The sequence below is a fragment of the Roseibium sp. HPY-6 genome (assembly GCF_040530035.1).
Taxonomy (GTDB): Bacteria; Pseudomonadota; Alphaproteobacteria; order Rhizobiales; family Stappiaceae; genus Roseibium.
The window spans coordinates 2620555-2640003 of the sequence record NZ_JBEWCD010000002.1 but is presented as its reverse complement, the minus strand read 5'-3'; the positions used below and the strand labels follow the sequence as shown (position 1 = coordinate 2640003).

15 protein-coding genes are annotated in these 19449 nt (G+C 56.8%); 7 read left to right on the top strand and 8 right to left on the bottom strand.

Translation table 11 applies throughout. The features are described 5' to 3' along the window. Window positions 1–64: 64 nt before the first annotated feature. Complete coding sequence (gene sthA, locus ABVF61_RS23205; RefSeq protein ID WP_353995896.1) at window positions 65–1465, bottom strand: Si-specific NAD(P)(+) transhydrogenase; 1401 nt, start codon at window positions 1463–1465, stop codon at window positions 65–67. 408 nt (window positions 1466–1873) lie between these two features. On the opposite strand from sthA, the gene ABVF61_RS23200 reads away from it, so the two are divergent. The 3 genes from ABVF61_RS23200 (at window position 1874) to ABVF61_RS23190 (ending at window position 5806) form a co-directional block, all read left to right on the top strand. Beyond that, on the top strand, window positions 1874–4060 hold the full coding sequence (locus ABVF61_RS23200) for an anthranilate synthase component I (RefSeq protein WP_353995895.1): 2187 nt from the start codon (window positions 1874–1876) through the stop codon (window positions 4058–4060). A gap of 66 nt (window positions 4061–4126) precedes the next feature. Next, the gene (locus ABVF61_RS23195) at window positions 4127–4651 is read left to right on the top strand and encodes a TerB family tellurite resistance protein (protein ID WP_353995894.1); all 525 of its coding nucleotides are present in this window, start codon (window positions 4127–4129) and stop codon (window positions 4649–4651) included. A 216-nt stretch (window positions 4652–4867) separates the two neighbouring features. Next, entirely contained in the window at window positions 4868–5806 is a 939-nt protein-coding gene (locus tag ABVF61_RS23190) for a hypothetical protein (RefSeq protein WP_353995893.1), read from the top strand. A 17-nt stretch (window positions 5807–5823) separates the two neighbouring features. Here the strand turns inward: ABVF61_RS23190 and ABVF61_RS23185 are convergent, their stop codons facing one another. Both ABVF61_RS23185 and ilvD read right to left on the bottom strand, forming a co-directional pair. Beyond that, window positions 5824–6915, bottom strand: coding sequence for a metal-dependent hydrolase (locus tag ABVF61_RS23185; protein ID WP_353995892.1), 1092 nt, complete (start codon window positions 6913–6915; stop codon window positions 5824–5826). A 134-nt stretch (window positions 6916–7049) separates the two neighbouring features. Next, window positions 7050–8894, bottom strand: coding sequence for a dihydroxy-acid dehydratase (gene ilvD / locus ABVF61_RS23180; RefSeq protein ID WP_353995891.1), 1845 nt, complete (start codon window positions 8892–8894; stop codon window positions 7050–7052). Window positions 8895–9251: 357 nt separating this feature from the next. On the opposite strand from ilvD, the gene ABVF61_RS23175 reads away from it, so the two are divergent. Then, on the top strand, window positions 9252–10601 hold the full coding sequence (locus tag ABVF61_RS23175; RefSeq protein WP_353995890.1) for a sugar porter family MFS transporter: 1350 nt from the start codon (window positions 9252–9254) through the stop codon (window positions 10599–10601). 128 nt (window positions 10602–10729) lie between these two features. On the opposite strand, the gene ABVF61_RS23170 is transcribed toward ABVF61_RS23175, so the two are convergent. The 3 genes from ABVF61_RS23170 to ABVF61_RS23160 all read right to left on the bottom strand — a co-directional run bounded on the left by ABVF61_RS23170 (window position 10730) and on the right by ABVF61_RS23160 (window position 13830). Continuing rightward, window positions 10730–11836 (bottom strand): alkene reductase, encoded by a 1107-nt coding sequence (locus tag ABVF61_RS23170; protein ID WP_353995889.1) that lies wholly within the window; start codon window positions 11834–11836, stop codon window positions 10730–10732. Window positions 11837–11953: 117 nt separating this feature from the next. Then, on the bottom strand, window positions 11954–12550 hold the full coding sequence (locus tag ABVF61_RS23165) for a TetR/AcrR family transcriptional regulator (RefSeq protein ID WP_353995888.1): 597 nt from the start codon (window positions 12548–12550) through the stop codon (window positions 11954–11956). A 101-nt stretch (window positions 12551–12651) separates the two neighbouring features. Next, entirely contained in the window at window positions 12652–13830 is a 1179-nt protein-coding gene (locus ABVF61_RS23160) for an ABC transporter substrate-binding protein (protein ID WP_353995887.1), read from the bottom strand. A gap of 285 nt (window positions 13831–14115) precedes the next feature. Here ABVF61_RS23160 and ABVF61_RS23155 point away from each other — a divergent pair, with 285 nt between their 5' ends. From ABVF61_RS23155 to ABVF61_RS23145, 3 genes are all read left to right on the top strand, one after another. Next, window positions 14116–15318, top strand: coding sequence for an SH3 domain-containing protein (locus ABVF61_RS23155; protein ID WP_353995886.1), 1203 nt, complete (start codon window positions 14116–14118; stop codon window positions 15316–15318). Between the two features lie 138 nt (window positions 15319–15456). Continuing rightward, complete coding sequence (locus ABVF61_RS23150; RefSeq protein ID WP_353995885.1) at window positions 15457–15954, top strand: hypothetical protein; 498 nt, start codon at window positions 15457–15459, stop codon at window positions 15952–15954. A gap of 141 nt (window positions 15955–16095) precedes the next feature. Continuing rightward, the gene (locus tag ABVF61_RS23145; RefSeq protein ID WP_353995884.1) at window positions 16096–17292 is read left to right on the top strand and encodes a lytic murein transglycosylase; all 1197 of its coding nucleotides are present in this window, start codon (window positions 16096–16098) and stop codon (window positions 17290–17292) included. A 383-nt stretch (window positions 17293–17675) separates the two neighbouring features. Here ABVF61_RS23145 and ABVF61_RS23140 read toward each other — a convergent pair whose 3' ends face one another. Together ABVF61_RS23140 and ABVF61_RS23135 are read right to left on the bottom strand one after the other, a co-directional pair. After that, window positions 17676–18599 (bottom strand): class I SAM-dependent methyltransferase, encoded by a 924-nt coding sequence (locus ABVF61_RS23140; protein WP_353995883.1) that lies wholly within the window; start codon window positions 18597–18599, stop codon window positions 17676–17678. A 272-nt stretch (window positions 18600–18871) separates the two neighbouring features. Further along, complete coding sequence (locus tag ABVF61_RS23135; protein WP_353995882.1) at window positions 18872–19435, bottom strand: cupin domain-containing protein; 564 nt, start codon at window positions 19433–19435, stop codon at window positions 18872–18874. Between the last annotated feature and the right edge of the window lie 14 nt (window positions 19436–19449).

Here is a 19449-nt window from a genome sequence, read left to right as displayed (position 1 = left end):
ATACGCTATACCGATCCGTTACCAAGTACGCGAAAAGCAAAGGCAGTCAGCGATTTACGCCATACTACTCCGGCAACGGTGGCATCCGGTTCCACGCATCGAGCGCCGCGATCTTGTAAGCTTCGGCAAGCGTCGGGTAATTGAAGGTGTTTTCGACGAAATACTCCAGAGTCCCCCTCAGATTGAGCACCGCCTGTCCGATGTGGACAAGCTCCGTCGCCCCTTCACCCACGATATGACACCCCAGAAGGCGCCGCGTCTTGAGCGAAAAAATCATCTTCAGCATTCCGGTATCGAGACCCATGATGTGGCCACGAGAGGTTTCCCGAAAGCGCGCAACGCCGCATTCATACGGGATGCCGCGTTCCTTGATCTCCTCTTCGGTCATGCCGACTGTCGAGATTTCCGGAACAGCATAAATTCCATAGGGAAAGTAGTCCGGCGGGTCATAGGCCGTTTCACCAAGTGCGTGACAGGCCGCGATACGGCCCTGCTCCATGGAGGTGGACGCAAGGCTGGGGAAGCCGATGACGTCGCCTGAGGCGAAAATATGCGGAACCTCGGTCTGAAACGTAACCGGGTCGACTTTCAATCGGCCCCTGTGGTCCACCGATAGGCCGCAATTGTCCAGATTAAGCCTAGGTGTCGCACCCATGCGGCCTGCCGCAAAAAGAATGACATTGGTGCGAACACAACGCCCTCCCTCCAGCGTGATTTCGCAGTCCGCAGGACCGTGTTTTTCAATTTTTTCGACCTTGGCCCCAAAACGCAGGGCAATGCCTCGGTCGCGAAGCTGGTGCGTGAAGTCAGCGACAAGTTCCTTGTCGAGAAAATCGAGCATCGTCTCACGCGGTTCCACGAGCGTCACGTGCACGTCAAGCGCGGAAAAGATGGAGGCGTACTCAACGCCGATCACACCTGCACCGATAACGGCGATCGAGCGCGGGATTTCGCTTAGCTCCAGTATCTCATCGCTGTCCAGAACATACTGTCCGTCGAACGGGACATATTCGGGGCGAAAGGGTTTCGTGCCGACAGCAATGATGTACTTGTCTGCCTTGTATTTCAGAATTTCACCAGCTTCGCCCTCCACTTCGACGACATGCGCGTCTACAAAACGCGCCTCACCTCGAACGGTGTCCACCTTGTTGCGGGAGAACTGGTGCTCAAGGACGTCAACCTCGTGATTGAGCGTTATATGCAAGCGTGCCCTGAGATCGGCCGCCGTGAGATCCTGCTTCACACGATAGGAGCTGCCGTAAAACCCGCGCTCACGCCAACCCGTTAGATTGAGGACTGTCTCGCGCAACGTTTTGGAGGGAATCGTACCGGTGTGGACGGACACGCCACCGACCCTGCGGCCCCGCTCGACGACCAGAACATCCCGACCGAATTTCGCTGCCTGGATCGCTGCGCGCCGCCCCGCCGGCCCGCTGCCGATCACGATAAGATCGTAATGCTCCATGTGCCCCTCATTGCTCTTCCGGATGCGTCCTGATCACAAGCACCGGAATCACGCCGGGCTCGCGTTTGTTGACGCACTGCAAAACAGTATCTTGAATTGCGGGTCAAGACTGACGGAAAAATATGAGCAGGTGCTTGCACGAATTGGACAAAAAAGCGGCAATTCAGGTCCGTCACACAATAGACCGTTGCCATTGAAAGCCACTTCCGGTATGCGTCGTGGCATGAGAACGATCCTGACTTCAGTATGGTGGTGGCGCGGCGCGAAATAGGCGGCCTGCGATCAGTCATGCTTTGAAAGGATCGAAGAAACTCACCAAAGGCCGCCGCGGGATACCGCTGGCGGCCTTGGTGTTTTAAAAGGCCGCCAATCTCCCAAATGGCCATCAGATACGGGAACGGAAAGACCATGCCGCCGCTGGCAGATCAGAGTTACGAAACACCGGGCGGGATCACGATCCTGCGGACGTCGCGCCCCTCCGACTACGATACGGGTACTTCCGAGTGGATCGACCGATTGGACAACGAGCTTGGCGCCGTTCTGTCTTCGTCTTACGAATATCCGGGGCGCTATACCCGCTGGGACATGGCATTGGTCAATCCGCCGCTCGTCCTTGAAGCTGCGGATCGCAAGGTTGAAATCCGGGCGCTTAACGAGCGCGGCAAAGTGCTGGTTCCGGCCGTCGCGGATGCCTTGAAGCCGCTTGATGTCATCGACACCTTCAGTGCAAGCGACGACACGATCGTACTGACCGTCAAGAAACCCGACCGTCTCTTCAACGAAGAAGAACGTTCCCGTCAACCATCCACGTTCTCCATCGTACGCGCGCTCAAGGATCTGTTTTCCTGCGATGATGACCAGCTCGGTCTCTATGGCACCTTCGGATATGACGTGGCGTTTCAATTCGAGCCGATCGACCTGAAGCTGGAACGGCCGGACGATCAACGAGACGTAATCCTGTTCTTCCCGGACGAGATCCTGATCGTCGACCACCACGGCAAGCGTGCCTATGTGCTGGAATACGACTTTTCAGTGAATGGGCGCACCACCAAGGGACTGGAGCGGACCGGACAATCCAGGCCCTATACGCCAGCAAACAGGGACCCTGGCCGCGGCGACCATGAACCGGGCGAATACGCCAAGCTGGTTGAAAAGGCGAAAGACTACTTCCGGCGCGGCGATCTTTTCGAGACTGTTCCGGGGCAGACCTTTTACGAGCCTTGCGCCAATCCTCCCTCCGCCGTTTCCAGGCGACTTGCTCAGATAAACCCCTCTCCTTATTCCTTCTTCTTCAATCTGGGCAATGCCGAGTATCTCGTCGGTGCGTCACCGGAAATGTATGTCCGCGTCACCGGTGGCCGGCGTGTGGAAACGTGTCCGATTTCGGGAACAATCCGGCGCGGTAAAAACGCCATTGAAGACGAGGCCCAGATCCGCAAGCTCCTAAACTCCGCCAAGGATGAAGCAGAGTTGACGATGTGTTCCGATGTCGATCGGAACGACAAGAGCCGGGTCTGCGTTCCGGGCTCGGTCAAGGTTATCGGACGTCGCCAGATCGAAATGTATTCCCGCCTGATCCACACGGTGGACCATATAGAAGGTATCCTGCGGCCGGATATGGACGCGCTCGATGCTTTCCTCTCCCATACCTGGGCAGTCACCGTGACCGGCGCGCCGAAACGGTGGGCGATGCAGTTCATCGAAGACCACGAGAAGTCGCCACGCGCCTGGTATGGCGGCGCAATCGGCGCTGTCCTGTTCAACGGTGACATGAACACCGGCCTGACATTGCGGACGGTTCGGATCAAGGATGGCACGGCGCAGATCCGTGCCGGCGCAACACTGCTTTACGATAGCGTTCCGGAAGATGAGGAAGCGGAAACGGAGCTGAAGGCCGAAGCCATGCGCGCTGCCGTGCGCGAGGCTGGCCTTGCGACAAAATCCTATGAAAAGCAGGAAAGCAGCAAGCCTGGAGCCGGACTAAAGATCCTGCTGATCGATCACGAAGACAGTTTCGTCCACACACTTGCCAACTATTTCCGGCAGACCGGCGCTGACGTCGTGACCTATCGGACGCCCGTCGCTGATCACGTATTTCACGATGTCAGTCCGGATCTGGTTGTGCTTTCTCCCGGTCCGGGAAACCCGAAGGACTTCGACTGTGCCGCAACGATCGGCCGGGCCCGTGCGCGTGAATTGCCGATCTTCGGCGTCTGCCTCGGCCTCCAGGCCCTTTCGGAATACTTCGGGGCAACACTCGGCCAGCTTGAAGTTCCGATGCACGGCAAACCTTCGCCGATCAGTTTGTCCGGAAATTCGCTTCTGTTTGACGGTTTGAACGCGCCGGTGATCGTCGGGCGCTATCATTCGCTGTTTGCAAAACGGTCGACCCTGCCGAGCGATATCCGGGTGACAGCCGAAACGGAAGACGGCGTTGTGATGGCGATCGAACACGAAAACGAGGCCATCGCCGCCGTGCAGTTCCACCCTGAATCGATCATGTCCCTTGACCAGGATGCCGGGCACAAGATCATCGAAAACGTCGTTAGCCGGCTTGTGCACCAGAGAGCCCGTCAAGCTGAAGCGGTTTTGTAGTTTTTGTCACAACTCGTTAGCAAAAATTACGCTAAGGATGCGAGCAGAGATTGAAGGAGACTCCCCTTGCACATTCTGCTCGCACTTCTTGCGCTCGCCGCTGGCGCTGCTTACTGGCTTTACCGCGCTCGTCAGGCCGCAGATACGACACGCGTGGTGCTCGATGCAACGCACGATGTTAAAGCAGCTGCACGCCGTTTCGGATTTCACACGCGCGCCAACCAGCATCCAAGCGAAGGTGTCGATGACCCCCGTGTTACTGCGGCGGCACTGCTGGTTCTGACTGCGGAAACAGATGGCGGGATTTCGAGAGCCGAACAGACCGTCATTCTCGAACAGCTGCAGACAGTGTTTGAGATGTCGGGTGAAGCTGCTGAAGATTTGTATCTGTTTGCCAAATGGCTCGCCAATCAGAGCACCAACCCGGATGACATGATCAGACGACTGATCAAGCGAACTGTTCACCTTGGCGGGCGAGATACGCTGCCCGACCTCATCCAGATGGTTACGGCCGTGGGGAACGCAGACACAGGCACGCTGACCGACGACACCGTTCACATAATAGAAAAGCTCAAACAATTGAGTAACTGATTGAAATTCAATCGAATGCGCTTCGAAATCACGATTGCCGCTGCTTTCCAGCTTGTAATCAGCGCTTGCGGCCTTTCGATTAATCTTTGAACCAAAATAAAGTTGATTAACAAAGCACGACGGAGTTCTATTGAATTCCAATATTGCTTTTGCACTGTTTTCACAGGCTGGCGCTATAATTATCGGGATCCATTTTTTGGGTTCTGGGGAGACGCAATGACCGGCATTACCAGTTGGATATTGGCATGGCACGTCAGGCTGTGCGGCAGAGTGATTTCTGCCGCCCTTCTCGCGGGCGTTGTATCCGCTTCTTTGCCGGGTGATGTAGCGCACGCACAGGAGGATCAGGGGCTGCGGAACCACATTCTTGGGATCGGCAACTGCCCCCCGTGGAATCCGCAAGCGCTTGAGGTCTGCTACAACAGCCTGGAAAGAGTTGTCGGCGCCCTGAGCCCGCGCCTAGATGCGGAACCCGACGCGGTTCATTTGTTGATCAATGAAGGCGCCAGCGCCTCTGCGTTGAAGCTGAAGGTTACCGAACTTGCAAACGGGCTCGGTTCGAATGACCGGTTGATTATCTACGCCAACCTTCCCCTCGGCCAACTTGAGACGGAACAGGCTGAAGAGGTCAACGGCTATATCCTGGAATTTTGGGCCAACGAACAGCCGGAGACAGCGGCTGATGCGATCAGTGAAGGAACCTGGATATCCGCGCCTGCCTTTGCGGCGATGATCCATACGATTCCGGCAGCTGAGGTCATTTTGATGCTGGACACAAACAATTCCTATGCCGTCAACATGCATCTTCTGGACACGCACTCCGTCGACCACAAGGGCCGGCCGGAAGCGCTCGTTTCTTCCGCAGGTGCCGGCCAGACGGCCAACTATTCGGCTGACCGGACGATCTCGCTCTTCGCCAAACACCTTGCACTTGCGCTCGAGGAAACGGACGGGTCCTTGCAGGACGTCATGACGATCGCTGTTGGCGGAACACGTCAGGCCGCGATTCCGATATGCGCTGCGTTGAAGGAGCACAAGGAAGAGACCAGCGAACCGTCTGCAGATTGCCAGCAGGTCCCCCAGATTCACGACCCAAGCGCGATCCTGAATGAAACGATGCTGCTGCCGATTGTCGAGACAGTGCCGACCGAATGACATCCGGTTGCGGCCGGTCAGCCTGAGAGTGCGCGGCCGCTTGAGCAGGTTTCGGAGGCTTGAGCGACCGTCCAGTCTCTCGCGCCCATTTCGGCCTTCCGGACACTCGGGCGCCCCTGCAGACGCTCCTTGAACCAGGCCCAGTCTTCGGAGTCGATCCGTGAGAGGCCGGTCTCCCGCAAAGGCTCAATCGGCTGAATGCTACCGGCTTCAATCTGGCCGATCGCAAAGCGGAACGCGTATCCGGGTGTCAGCCCCATGCGCAGATCCGAGACCACGATCCTGTCGTCCACAAGTTCTGTGCGGAAGAAGCCCCGGCTGAACCATTCGAGTTTCTTGAAGGCTGCCGTCTCTGCGAGACAGGCCGTCAGTTCGGGATGGCGCGGGTGTTCATAGATCTCGGGAACAGCTTCGCCGTCCAGTAGCGAATAGTACATGTTTTCATAGCGGTCTTCGCGCAGGCCGATCACCTTCCAGAGCATGATGTTGAATGGTGCTGCAATCGCATAGATTTCCTGAGGCGGCTCGCCTTCGCTCTGGAAAAGCGTCTGGGCACGCGCTTCAACATATTGCTGGAGAACCACGCTCAAGCCCATGTAGCCGGTCGTGAAAATAAGCGCACCGGCGACCCAGTTGCGCAATCTCGACGTCCAGTTTTTCTTGCAGAGCGCATAAATCACCACGAGCAGAAGCGGTACCGAATAAATCGGATCGATAATGAACACAGACCCGACCCCCACCGGGTCGGGATAGAGCGGCCAGAAGATACGGGTCCCGTAGACCGTCATCGCGTCGATCATCGCGTGTGTCGTCAAGACCAGGAAGACCGCCCCCCACGTCAGCCAGCGATGTTCGCGAAGCCCCTTGAAGAGACGCAACAGCACCTCGCCGATCAACGGCGTCGCCAGCGCATGGACGAAGATCGAATGCGACCAACCCCGGTGGTAGACGAAACTGTCAATCGGGTCGTCGAACGGAATGAACACGTCAAGATCCGGGAGCGTGCCCAGCAAGCCACCCATCAGCGCTGCTTTACGCGGTCCGATCTTGCTTCCGAGGCAGGCGGTCGAAACGGCTGCGCCCAGAACAAATTGCGTAATTGAATCCATAGATAAGACCGTTTTGGCTAAGCTCGGTAAGGTTAGCCGGATATGTGGTAAGGCATGCCCAAAGGCAAGAAGACCATTTAAAAAAGGCGGGTAATCAAACCCGCCTTTTCCAAGAATAGTGCAAAAATGTGAGCTCAATCGACTTCGCGCACGGCGCCCTTCGCGGCGCTCGTCGTCATTTTGGCGTAGGCACGAAGCGCCTTGGTGATCTTGCGCCTGCGCTTTTCAAGCGGCTTCCAGGCGTCGTCGCCTTTGGCGTCCATGGCGGCGCGGCGTTGTGCCAGTTCCTCATCCGAGATGTCGACCTTCAGGATACGGTTCGGGATATCGATGACAATCGTGTCGCCTTCTTCGACAAGTCCGACTGCACCGCCTTCCGCTGCTTCCGGAGACATGTGTCCAATAGACAGGCCGGACGTACCACCTGAGAAGCGCCCGTCCGTGATCAAGGCGCATTCCTTGCCAAGCCCCTTGGACTTCAGGTAACTCGTCGGATAGAGCATCTCCTGCATACCCGGACCGCCGCGCGGTCCTTCATAGCGGATCAGAACAACGTCGCCTGCCTTGACCTTGTTGGTCAGGATCGCCGAAACCGCGCTGTCCTGGCTTTCGAAAATACGGGCAGGCCCCGTGAATTTCAGGATGCTTTCGTCGACACCCGCGGTTTTCACCACGCAGCCTTCTTCGGCAATGTTGCCGTAGAGCACAGCAAGTCCACCATCCTTACTGTAGGCATGTTCCCCTTCGCGAATGACGCCGGTCTGACGGTCAAGATCGAGGTCGTCCCAACGCCTGCTCTGGCTGAATGCGGTTTGAGTCGGAACCCCGCCGGGAGCCGCCTTGTAAAAATTATGCACGCTTTCCGAATTTGTCTGGCAGATGTCCCAGCGTGCGAGCGCTTCCTTCATGGTTGAGGAGTGAACGGTCGGGATATCGGTATGGAGCTTTCCGGCGCGATCCAATTCTCCAAGAATGCCCATGATGCCCCCTGCCCGGTGAACATCTTCCATGTGGATGTTCTCGACCGCTGGCGCGACCTTACAGAGGACCGGCACCTGCTTTGACAGGCGGTCGATGTCATCCATGGTGAAGCCGATCTCTCCTTCGTAGGAGGCCGCCAGAAGGTGCAGGATCGTGTTTGTCGACCCGCCCATGGAAATATCGAGCGTCATGGCATTCTCGAATGCCTTGAAGTTTGCAATATTGCGCGGCAAAACGCTCTCATCGTCCTGCTCGTAGTAGCGCTTGGCCAGATCGACGATCAGATGTCCGGCCTCGACAAACAGGCGCTCGCGATCCGCGTGCGTCGCGAGGGTCGAACCGTTGCCAGGCAGAGCAAGCCCCAGGGCTTCCGTCAGACAGTTCATTGAGTTTGCGGTGAACATGCCGGAGCACGACCCACAGGTCGGGCAGGCATTTTGTTCCATTGCCAGAACATCGGCGTCGGACATGCTGTCATCGGCTGCGGCCACCATGGCGTCAACCAGGTCGATCGACTTCTGGACGCCGTTTTCAAGGACAACCTTGCCGGCCTCCATCGGCCCACCAGACACGAAAACCACCGGAATATTCAAACGCATGGCCGCATTCAGCATTCCCGGTGTGATCTTGTCGCAGTTTGAGATGCAGACCAGGGCGTCGGCACAGTGGCCATTGACCATATATTCCACAGCGTCGGAAATGACTTCGCGGGAGGGCAGCGAATAAAGCATGCCGTCATGACCCATGGCGATGCCGTCATCAACTGCGATCGTGTTGAATTCCTTGGCGACACCGCCGGCTTTTTCAACTTCCCGCGCAACAAGCTGGCCAAGGTCCTTCAGATGCACATGGCCCGGAACGAACTGGGTAAACGAGTTTGAAATCGCAATGATCGGCTTGCCGAAATCATCATCCTTCATGCCAGTGGCGCGCCACAAACCGCGCGCTCCGGCCATGTTACGACCGTGGGTGGATGTTCTGGAACGATACGGGGGCATTAGTCTCTCCCTACACCTCGCAGGCCCTCCGATCGCATGAGCCTTGAAGGCCACAATACGCCGGAAATCCGCGCCCGATTTTGAGTTGATATGGGGTTTGACAGGTTTTTGACCAGAACGAAAGGCCGGAATATCAAAAAAGAGTACGGTACGGTACGGTTCCCTGCTCAACAACAGCCGTTTTACGGTTTGACGAGCGTTCTTTTGTGATCTGCGGTTGCAGAAAGGCACCGTCCGCGCCTGCTTTTGTCTTGCATCAACCAACACGATCAGGCGAAGCTGAGTGTCCACACCAAAACAAGCCCGATCACAAGATGGGCAACCAAACAACGTGGACGCGTTCCGGGGAGAAACGCATTGCTGTTTTTGATTGCACTACTGGCCGCAATATTCGGCTTCCTGTTCGGCACGGATCAGGGCGTCATCTCAGGTGCCCTGCCCCTTTTGAAAAAAGAATTCGTTTTCACCGCGCAAACAGAAGGCTTCATGACGGGTGCCGTACCGTTTGGCGCCATATTCGGCGCTTTGCTGGCATTGTTGACTGTCGACAAGTTCGGGCGCCGTCCTGTCCTGACATTCTGCGCGATCCTGTTTGCGGCCGGTTCCTTCGCCGCCGCTGCGGCCTTCAGCGTTTGGTCGCTTACATTTGCAAGGTTGGTCATTGGCGCTGCGATTGGTGCTTCATCGCTCGTGGCCCCCATGTATCTCGCGGAAATCGCTCCGGCGCGTATTCGGGGTGCCGTTGTCTCCGCCTTTCAACTCATGATCACAATCGGCATCCTCGCAGCGTTCGTGGTCGATTGGGCGTTCTCGTTTTCCGGGTCCTGGCGCTACATGCTCGGTTTCAGCCTGGTGCCTGCTGTCATCTGCCTTGCCGGCATATTCAAGGCACCGGAAAGCCCCCGCTGGCTTGTTCTTGCCGGGCGGGACAAGGCTGCGCGCGAAGTGCTGCAAACGGTTCAGCCGGAGGCCAGCCCCGAGCGGCTCGACAAGATTGTCAAGGAAATCGAAGAAAGCCGCCCATCAGACCCGCGCGAGGAAAGCTGGAGCCGTTTCAAGGAACCAGCCCTTCGAGGCGTGCTGATCTTTTCCGTCCTGGCATTCTTCCTGCAACAGTTCAGCGGTATCAACGTGATCATGAACTACGCGCCGCGCATCCTTGAAAACGCCGGTTTTGAAGGCCTCGCCAACGAACTTGTGGCAACAATCGGCATTGGCGCATTAAATGTCGGGGTCACCATTCTGGCGATGATCGTTGTGGATCGTCTTGGGAGACGGCCACTTTTCATTTTCGGGTTTGCGGGCGCATTCCTGAGCATGGCGCTGGTAGCTGTCCTGTTTCATCTGAACGACAACAATCTTGCCTGGCTTTCGCTTGTTGGATTGTTTTCGTTTGTCTTTTTCTTCGCCATCAGTCTGGGGCCTCTTCCCTGGCTCTATATGTCCGAACTGTTCCCGCTTGCGCTAAGAGGCAAGGGAATGGCAATCGCGTCCGTTTCCAACTGGCTTTGCAACTTCCTCGTCGTGTTCCTGTTTCCAACGCTTGCGGCAAGCCTCGGGGAAGCGATGACGTTCGGTCTGTTTTCGGCCTGCTGCGCTTTCGGGCTCTGGTATTCGTGGGCGTTCGCACCGGAAACGCGCGGTCTCATTCTTGAGGAAGTCGACCAGAACATTGTCCGCACGTCAGCAGGAAGCGTGACGGCGTAACGGTTATCCGAGAATGTCCGCACTGAAACAAAACAAAAAGCCGGTGCAGGCGATTGCCTGCACCGGCAGACCGTCAGGCTGACCTGGAAGGGTGGATGCCGGTCAGCGTGAGGGTCATTCCGTTACCGCTACTCGGCGGCAATCGAGCCTTCGGCAAGCGACGGGTAATCCGTGTAGCCCTTCTCGCCGCCGCCATAGAGCGTGTCCGGATCGAGCGCGTTCAATGACGTGTCTTGCAGCAGCCTGTCGACAAGATCCGGATTGGAGATAAAAGGACGCCCGAAGGCGACGAGATCGAGTGTATCTGCCTTCACAGCATCGATGGCCGACGCCCGATCATAACCGTTGTTGCCCATCCTGGCGCCATCGAACAACCCGTAAAGCGCTGCCAGATCGCCTCCTTCGGGAATGTCGCGCGGCCCGCCTGTCTGACCTTCGACCAAATGAAGATAGGCAAGCCCATATCCGTTCAGCACTTTGATGACATGGGAGAAGGTTGCTTGCGGGTCACTGTCTGCAATGTCATTGGCGTTCGAGAACGGGCTGAGACGTACGCCAACCCGGTCACCGCCCCAGACCGATACGACAGCATCCATGACCTCGCGCAAGAAGCGCACCCGGTTTTCGACTGACCCGCCATATTGATCATCGCGTTTGTTGGATCCATCGCGCAAGAACTGGTCGATCAGATAACCATTGGCGGCATGCACCTCCACGCCGTCAAAGCCGGCACGCTTGGCATTTTCCGCAGCGTTCCGATAGTCCGCGACGATGCCGGGGATCTCGTCAACAGCCAGCGCCCGCGGCCGCGGTGTGTCGACAAACCTTTCGCCGTCGAACGTCTTGGAATTTGCCGCAATCGCGGAAGGTGCAACGGGATCAGCGCCGCCAGGCTGCAGCACCGGATGTGAAATCCTGCCCACGTGCCAGAGCTGAAGCACGATCTTGCCGCCCTTGGCGTGCACTGCATCCGTGACCCTCCTCCAGCCCTCGACCTGTGCTTCGGAGTGAATACCCGGCGTCCAGGCGTACCCCTTGCCTTGAGGTGAAATCTGAGACGCCTCTGTAATAATCAGACCGGCGCCGGCGCGCTGGCCATAGTATTTCGCGTGAATCTCGAACGGCGCGTCGTCCTCCGCCCGGGCGCGGTTTCGCGTCAAAGGGGCCATGACAATGCGGTTCTTCAGCTCAACAGCTCCGACCCGTGTTGGGGTGAACAGCTTCAAATCGGACATCATCGTTTCCTTTTGGATGTTTTGGACTTGCTTGATTGCTATTTCTGGACTGATCAGTCCATTTTTTAACCTGCGAGTGACCGGTTCGGCCGTGTTACAGCGGTGGTTTGTGATCCTTCAGGCTGGAAGAATTTCCCGTGCCTGTTTCAAGGTTTCGGCAATCCGGTCCGCCGGATAACCAGCCTTGCGAAGGGCCAGAGTTCCAATCGCAAGAGACGAATAAGCACGCGCCTTGTCTCTCACGGTTTCCGGATTGCCGGGATTAAGAACGCGGGCAAAGATTTCCTCAATCTTCTCAAGGTGACGACGGCCGATCGCAGCCACTTCTTCATCGTGCGGCGCCAACTCGGTAATGCAGTTCACCAACATACAGCCCTGCTTGCCGCCTTCCGGATTGGAGAGCGCCTGCATCATCGCATCGATTGGATTTCCCGCTGCGGAGCCGGCGACGTCCTTCAGGTTTTGAAGCCCGTTTTCGGAGTAGTGCTCAAGCGCCCTCAGAAAGAGCGCCTGTTTGCTCCCGAACGCTGCATAAAAGCTTGATCTGCTGAGCCCCATCGCTTTGGTCAGATCGTCAAGCGACGTTGCTTCAAAGCCGTTTTTCCAGAACACAAGCAGTGCTTGTTCAAGAGCAGCCGCCTCGTCGAAATTGCGCGGCCTCCCGGGTCCTGAGACCTTCTTTCCTGACTGAGATGTTGGGTTCAAATTCGTCATGACCCAAATATGGACTGCCCGTTCCGGAATGCAAGGCCGGGACGAATTATTTTCGGACCGATCGGTCCGAAACGTTTCAAAGACTGGATTCGTGTTTCAAATTACAGTCTGCAAGACCCGGAAAACGCATCTCCGACATCGTCAAAAACTCTGGCAATCGCTTCCATTTCATAGAGCCTGCTCGTGCGGCGAACCCCTTCGACAAGATAAAAGTCCTGTATCGGAAACTGATTTGAATTGAAACGGAAGTCGCCGCGAACACTTTCGAACGGCGCAGCGTTGATCGCAGAGATCAAGGCTTCCTGATCCTTCGCTCCGCCCGTCAGTTCCAGAGCGTAGTGAATAAGCTTTGCAGCGTCATACCCCTGCGCGGCGTAAACAGATGGCGGGTAATTGTAAGCCCGGCCAAATTCACGCACGAACCGTTTGTTCGCCGGATTGTCGAGGTTTGGTGCCCAATGTGAAGCAGAAAACAGCCCCTCGCCGGTTTCCATTGTGTAAGGCAGGGTGACGGCATTCACGGTTCGCGTTGACAGGAAGGGAATGATCCCTTTCAGCCCGGACGTCTGAAACTGACGAACGAGTTCAATGCCCATGCCGCCGGGCATGAATGCGTAGATGGCGTCCGGATCGATCTCGGCAATCTGATCGAATTCCGAGGAGAACCCGGTCTGCCCGAGCTTTGGAAAAATTTCCCGTGCGATCTGTCCCTTGAAGTGCCTGCGAAATGCGGCAATCGAGTCGCGGGCTGCTTCATAGTCAGGGGCAATCGTAACAACCCGCTGATAACCCTTCAGGCTTGCATACCGGCCCATGGTCTCGTGGACCTGGTCATCCTGTGGTGCGGTTGAAAAGAAGTAGCGGCTACAATTGCGGCCGGCAATCGGCGCCGGACCCGAGTTGGTGCCGATGAAAACAGTTCTGGAACGCACGACCGGATCGTGGACGGCCAGCATGACCCGGGAAAAATTCACGCCAACCAGGACGTCAATCCCGTATTCGTTGATCAGCTTGGTCGCCTCCTCCACAGCGTGGTCAGGATCGAGCTTGTCGTCGACAACAAAGATCTTGGTTGCCATGCCCCCAAGAGCGCCGTTGGACTGGTTGACCGCGAGCATGAAACCATCATGCATGTGTTTGCCGAAAACAGCAGCCGGCCCTGACAGTGTGGCCATGAAGCCGATCTTGAGTTCCTTGACTTCCTGAGCTGCCAGAGAATGGCACATCAAGATCATGCCGATGAGAAAACCTGCGCATTTCGACAGTGCCCTGAAAACCATTTGCATCTACCCAGTTGTCGGAGCATCGACTGCCGTACGTACCTGCAGTTGGTGTTCCGGTTCCTCGCGTTGGAACCGAAGCATCGCAAAGACTGGTTATGCATTTGCAAACGGCGGACACAGAAGGCAACGCATGATCACAAGCCGGTCATATTTTTCGCAAAATACCCCAGAGTCGCCGCAATCCGGCCTGAGCGCGGTCGCATTGACGAAGGTTAATAGCTCCTTAATCAACAAAAGGTGACCGCCTTGCGCGTGCCCTAGCCGCATTACCAGGAGGGCCAAATGTATCCAGTAGCCGCGCCAGCCAACTCATGCGACCTCAATTCAACAATAGAAAGCAGCCAAAAACAGGAAGAAGCGCCAAGATGCGATCTCAAGATCGTTGGCGGTGAACAATCGAACAAGGACTTTCAGGAATCTCTTCGGAGTATCGATCCAAGCGCGCTCGCGGCAAAGATCCTCCAACTTCACGCCAGCGCAAACGAAAAAGTCGCTCTCGAGAAGCAAGCTCCGAAACTTGTCAACGAACCCGAAGACAAACAATTCGACATACCGAACGTGCTGCGAAAATCAGATGGTTCAGAGCGGCTTGCCGATGTTGTCAGGAAGTCTCGCGAAGCCAACGAGAACCGCAAGGCTCGAGCAAATGCAGGCGCTAATGGACCGAGTTTCAAATTCCTGCTTGCGATCACGCTTTTAATCGGTCTCGCAGGCGGTGCTGCAATGGCATTGGGGCTGCCGGACATGCTGAAGTCGGAAAGTGCCGATCTGCGCCCTGTTGCGACCGAACGCATTGTCGCGGTGCCTGAAATTGAGCGTGCCAACGTTGCTGCGTCAGATGGAGAAGCATTCCCGCAATCGGCCGTTGAAACCCCTTCGACCGGCCAGTCACCGGTCGCCGCCACGCCAGCGCAGATCGCCAAGGCCAAGGACAGGATCCGGGCAGCATTTGCCGCCGGTGACACGAGCGCGCCGGGCTCCTCATTAGGTCTGACATCCAGCCAGAATTCACTGGTGGACCAGTCCACGCCGCTGAACGCGGCCGCATCCGGAAACGAGGCGGCAACAGATATCACGCCTCCTGCGCGCGCCGACTATCCTGTACTGGCGAGCAGTTCGCCGGCTGCTGCCTTGCCGGAAAAAACGATTGACCTTGCAAGCACGACCGCTCCTTCAGACACCAGCCAAACAAAGATTGAACCGGTCGCTGCAGCCACAAGCGAGAATGCAAACGCAACCGAAAACGTCACACTTTCAGACGAAAGCGCCGATTCTACCGGCGGGTTTCCCAATGACGCGCGCACGCTCGCTTCAGTGAATATGCGTGTAAGCGAAGCCAAAAACGGAAGGATTATCGCTGTCATCCCGAGCGGGACACAGGTCAAGTACGGCACCTGCGGAACATGGTGGTGCAGCGTTGAGCACGATGGAAAGACCGGGTTTATCGGCCAGCGCTATCTCGAGCGATCCGCGCAGGCCGAATAGTCGCTTGTCACGGGCGCAAGTAGAGGCTTGTTAACACCACTCCCCTAGGGTTGATCTTGTCGCACGTTACGAACAGCAAAGCTCAGGAGGAGTGAGCTGTCTCATTCACGTGCAGACACGAACTGAGGGAGACCCGAGATGCTCAAGCGAGCCATGTTTCGTTCCAGCGCCCTGGTGTTCGCGGTGGCATGTCTTCAACCCGGTATCGCGCAAGCTGACGGCACCGACTGCGTTGTCTACGCGACCGACTATGCAAACTCCTATGTCGGCAACGGCGATGTTGTCGGGGATACGGTTTCCGGTGGAATGGCCGGAGCGGTTGCGGGCGGTGCCTGGGCCGGTCCCTCCGGAGCGGTCCGCGGCGCGCGCGCAGGCGGCGCTCTTGGCGTCCTGAACAATCTCGGCTCGCTGCCAGGCGGTTGGCAGTCGCTTTACGACATGGCCTACCAGATGTGCCAACAGCAAGCCTCCGGGGTGAATGCCGCACCGTATTACGCAGAGCCAGGTTATCCGGCCGCGCCCGGTCTCCATGCCCCTTCGTCAAATTGCAGATCCTCTGCGCGTGTCAATGCGCCGTTCAAGCGAACGCCGGAAGGCGGGATTATCGCCAGTTCAGATTTCGGTGGCTGCCAGTAGCAATCGTGTTCCACAGTGATGGTGGATGAGCCTGATTTTGCCTGCCCCATCGGTTGACGCCGTCGGCGAAGCACAGTCAACTATGGCCAATTTCAGGGCGTTGATGCCCATTTGCTGCAATCAGGAACCACAGGACTTTTCATGACCCGCCGAATACCTTTTGCGTTCAAATTCACCACTGGACTTGTCGCCGGACTTTGCCTGACGCTGTCATCCGCATACGCGCAGCAATGCGGCGGCGATTTCCGTCAGTTCCTGGCTGGGGTCAAGCAGGAAGCTGTCGCAAAGGGACTTTCGGCGAATGCTGCAGACCGCACGCTCGGCGGGGCGCGGATTGACCAGAAGGTTCTCTCGCGAGATCGGGCGCAGGGTGTCTTCAAGATGACGTTCCTGGATTTTTCAAAACGCGTCATCTCCAGCTACCGCATGAAAAACGGCGCGGCGAATATGCAGAAACATGCCGGCATCTTTCAGCGTACCGAGAACGAATATGGTGTACCGGCTCCCGTGATTACCGCGTTCTGGGCACTGGAAACCGACTTTGGCGCGGTTCAGGGCGATTTCAACACCGTCAACGCGCTGGCGACGCTTGCACATGACTGCCGCCGTCCGGAGCTGTTTCGTCCGCAACTGATTTCAGCGATCGAAATGGTGCAGAACGGGGATCTCGATCCGCAGCGCACCACGGGCGCTTGGGCAGGCGAAATCGGCATGGTGCAGATGCTGCCTGAAGACATCATCAAGTTCGGGCGCGATGGCGACGGCGACGGGCACGTCAAGCTGAAGCAAAGCGCTCCCGACGCGATCCTGACAGCCGGCGCGTTCATCGACCACTTGGGGTGGCGCAATGGTGAGCCCTGGCTGCAGGAGGTCACCGTTCCACAAAATCTGAACTGGATCGAAACGGGCCTTGGAAAAACCAAATCAGGAAGCGATTGGGCGGCGCTTGGCATTCAGCCGCGCTGGGGACAGATATCGTCCAACCTTCCGGCGTCACTTCTTCTTCCGCAGGGGCGGAAGGGTCCCGCCTTCCTGGCCTATCCGAATTTCAATATCTACCTGGAATGGAACCAGTCGCTTATTTACACGACGTCTGCGGCCTATTTCGCAACGCGTCTTGCCGGCGCTCCGCGCTACAATGCGGGTAATCCGGACCAGGGACTCAATGATGCGCAGATGAAGCAGCTTCAAACGAAGCTCCGCGCCAAGGGCTATGACGTCGGCAAGATCGACGGCATTTTGGGTGCCGGAACAAGAGCGGCCGTTCAGGACATGCAACAAAAGCTCGGCATGCCGGCAGATGCCTGGCCGACCCCAGCCCTTCTCAACAGCCTGTAAGCGGCAAACCTTCTTAGAGTTGAACTGGGCAAGGATGCCCGCGCCGAATACAAAGCGATAGCTAAGTGGCCGCAAAACCTTCGGTTCTTGCGGCCGAGCAAGACCTATACCAATCTCAAGAAATAAGGACCTATCTGATGGCGCTGTTCCGGTTTCCGGCAAGGCGCTTTGTGCAGGACGGCCTGGTTGGCCGTTCAAACAAGGCAACGCCTCCGGAGAGCCGAAACAGGTCACCAAAAGCCATGTTTAAAGGCTTTTCTGCCGCGTCGCAGATTTTGGGCGATAAACCATATCGCCCTGCAACCTGCTTCTTGCCGAACAGCCTTCGAACCCGGTCAGATCGGTTCTTGTTTCTTGAGCTTGGTATTACCCCTCGAAGGCCATCAAAAGCAGCCGCAGTAAGTCGCGCGTCCTTTGACCGGACCCAGTTTGTGCAGCGTCACATAGTCCTGTGTCTGGACGAGCGGGCGTTTCGGTATCCAGAAGTGTTCTATCACGAACTCGGTAATCTCGATCCGCTGCTCCAAGGTGTAGGCGTGTCCCTGTGGGTAGAGCAGTATCATCCAAATGACGGACATGAAGAGATCGAAGTCGTCGACCCAGAATTTCACCTGGCGCATTTCCGAAACGATTTCGCTGTTTTTCAACGCCGTGTCGAAGCTCATTTCATGCCGGAGACCGAGCAGGTCCTGGTCCGTCGAGCTTCCGAAAAACTTGCCGGCAAAGTGGTTGTAAAGCCAGGTGGTCGTGAACGGCCTCGTCTCACGGGCTGACATCATTACCAGATGCATGGCTCCGTTTTCGGCAAGCACCTCGTCATAGAGTGCGCGGATCAAATTCGGCCAATCACAGGCAGGCGAGTAATAGAGACTGTGGTGCAGCGTAATCAGATCCTGACGTTGGCCGTTCAACAGCGTTTCCAGCGACCTCTTGGCGACGGCGCTGTTTTGAAAGTCTTTTGTGTAGTCGCCTTGGACAAGATGCACGTTCTCCAGTTGTTGGCGCATAAGCCGCTCCTGAAGTGTGGCAAGCGCAGCGCCGTCGATATCATAGAGCCAAAGCCCTTGTTGACACGCGGCCTGCAATATCCGGAACTGAGGCTCGTTGGCCGCTCCGATCGACAAAGCCGAAAGCTCGTGGTCTGAAGCAACTCTGGAATGAATAGCCCGGATTGTTCGCATGAGGCTCGCCGCCACATCAGGCTTCTCATTGGCGTATCGAGCCCAGATCCGGTTTTGTTCGAAAATATTGTATTCGGCGGCGTTCAATCCGCGTTCGATAAGACTGTCCGACTTGACCAGATGCACGAGCGTATCCTCCGAGATAATCTGCGCCCGCGTTGGATCACATCCATCTTCCCGGCGCCTTACCGAATGAGATAAGTGCGCGGTTCTGCAATACCCGTGAAACTTTGTTCATGTGGGCCCGATTTGCATTAGAAATTTTTCATGTTTTGAGACGTCCGAAGCCGCCGCCCGGGTAAATGAACATCCTCGCATAACAGCTGAACGGCAATCGTTGCGCCAGGCCACGCAGCATCGGCTTCAGCAACGGCGGTTATTCTTGTGAGCGGCCAGATCTACTGGATTTTCTTTTGCTCCGCTCCCGGGGGGGCTTCTTCCGTGACAGGCTCGCCGTCGTCGCCAAGCAGAAAGACGGCCAGAATTTTCGCAGGGCCCTGCCCAGTATTCTCACCCTGGTGCGTCACTGTCATGGCCTCCAGCAGACCTTCCCCTTCGCGGAGGAGCTTCTTGCCAATGCCGTCATATGTCACAGTCACTTCACCTTCCAGAATATAGGCAAACAGCGGCGCTCCGTGTTGATGCCAGACCGTCCGCTCCCCCGGATCCATCGTGACGACAATCGCCCGGACTGAAGGGTTCTGCTGCGGAAAAACGACTTTTTCGCCGGCAATTGTGAGGTCTCCGGAAAAGACCTCACGAACCTTGTCGTAAGGGCTGTGGTCGTGCTGGTTCGCTGCCGCGTTGGTCAGTCCGGAGGCCTCCGGCTTTTCCGCAGGTAAAGACGGAGCTGGTTTGTTGGAAGGGAGAATTGACTTGTCAGCGGCATGCGCGGGCAAGGCCGCAATTCCGAAGGCCAGCAACAAGAAACTACCGAAAGCTCGGAGGCGATTTGGGGTCATGTGTGTCTTCGACA

Excerpts from the sequence above, each read along its gene's own strand:
- ABVF61_RS23155 (WP_353995886.1), top strand. The coding sequence starts at position 14,116 with ATGTATCCAGTAGCCGCGCCAGCCAACTCATGCGACCTCAATTCAACA.
- ABVF61_RS23190 (WP_353995893.1), top strand. The coding sequence starts at position 4,868 with ATGACCGGCATTACCAGTTGGATATTGGCATGGCACGTCAGGCTGTGC.
- ABVF61_RS23200 (WP_353995895.1), top strand. The coding sequence starts at position 1,874 with ATGCCGCCGCTGGCAGATCAGAGTTACGAAACACCGGGCGGGATCACG.
- sthA (WP_353995896.1), bottom strand. The coding sequence starts at position 1,465 with ATGGAGCATTACGATCTTATCGTGATCGGCAGCGGGCCGGCGGGGCGG.
- ABVF61_RS23160 (WP_353995887.1), bottom strand. The coding sequence starts at position 13,830 with ATGGTTTTCAGGGCACTGTCGAAATGCGCAGGTTTTCTCATCGGCATG.
- ABVF61_RS23150 (WP_353995885.1), top strand. The coding sequence starts at position 15,457 with ATGCTCAAGCGAGCCATGTTTCGTTCCAGCGCCCTGGTGTTCGCGGTG.
- ABVF61_RS23135 (WP_353995882.1), bottom strand. The coding sequence starts at position 19,435 with ATGACCCCAAATCGCCTCCGAGCTTTCGGTAGTTTCTTGTTGCTGGCC.
- ABVF61_RS23165 (WP_353995888.1), bottom strand. The coding sequence starts at position 12,550 with ATGACGAATTTGAACCCAACATCTCAGTCAGGAAAGAAGGTCTCAGGA.
- ilvD (WP_353995891.1), bottom strand. The coding sequence starts at position 8,894 with ATGCCCCCGTATCGTTCCAGAACATCCACCCACGGTCGTAACATGGCC.
- ABVF61_RS23145 (WP_353995884.1), top strand. The coding sequence starts at position 16,096 with ATGACCCGCCGAATACCTTTTGCGTTCAAATTCACCACTGGACTTGTC.
- ABVF61_RS23185 (WP_353995892.1), bottom strand. The coding sequence starts at position 6,915 with ATGGATTCAATTACGCAATTTGTTCTGGGCGCAGCCGTTTCGACCGCC.
- ABVF61_RS23170 (WP_353995889.1), bottom strand. The coding sequence starts at position 11,836 with ATGTCCGATTTGAAGCTGTTCACCCCAACACGGGTCGGAGCTGTTGAG.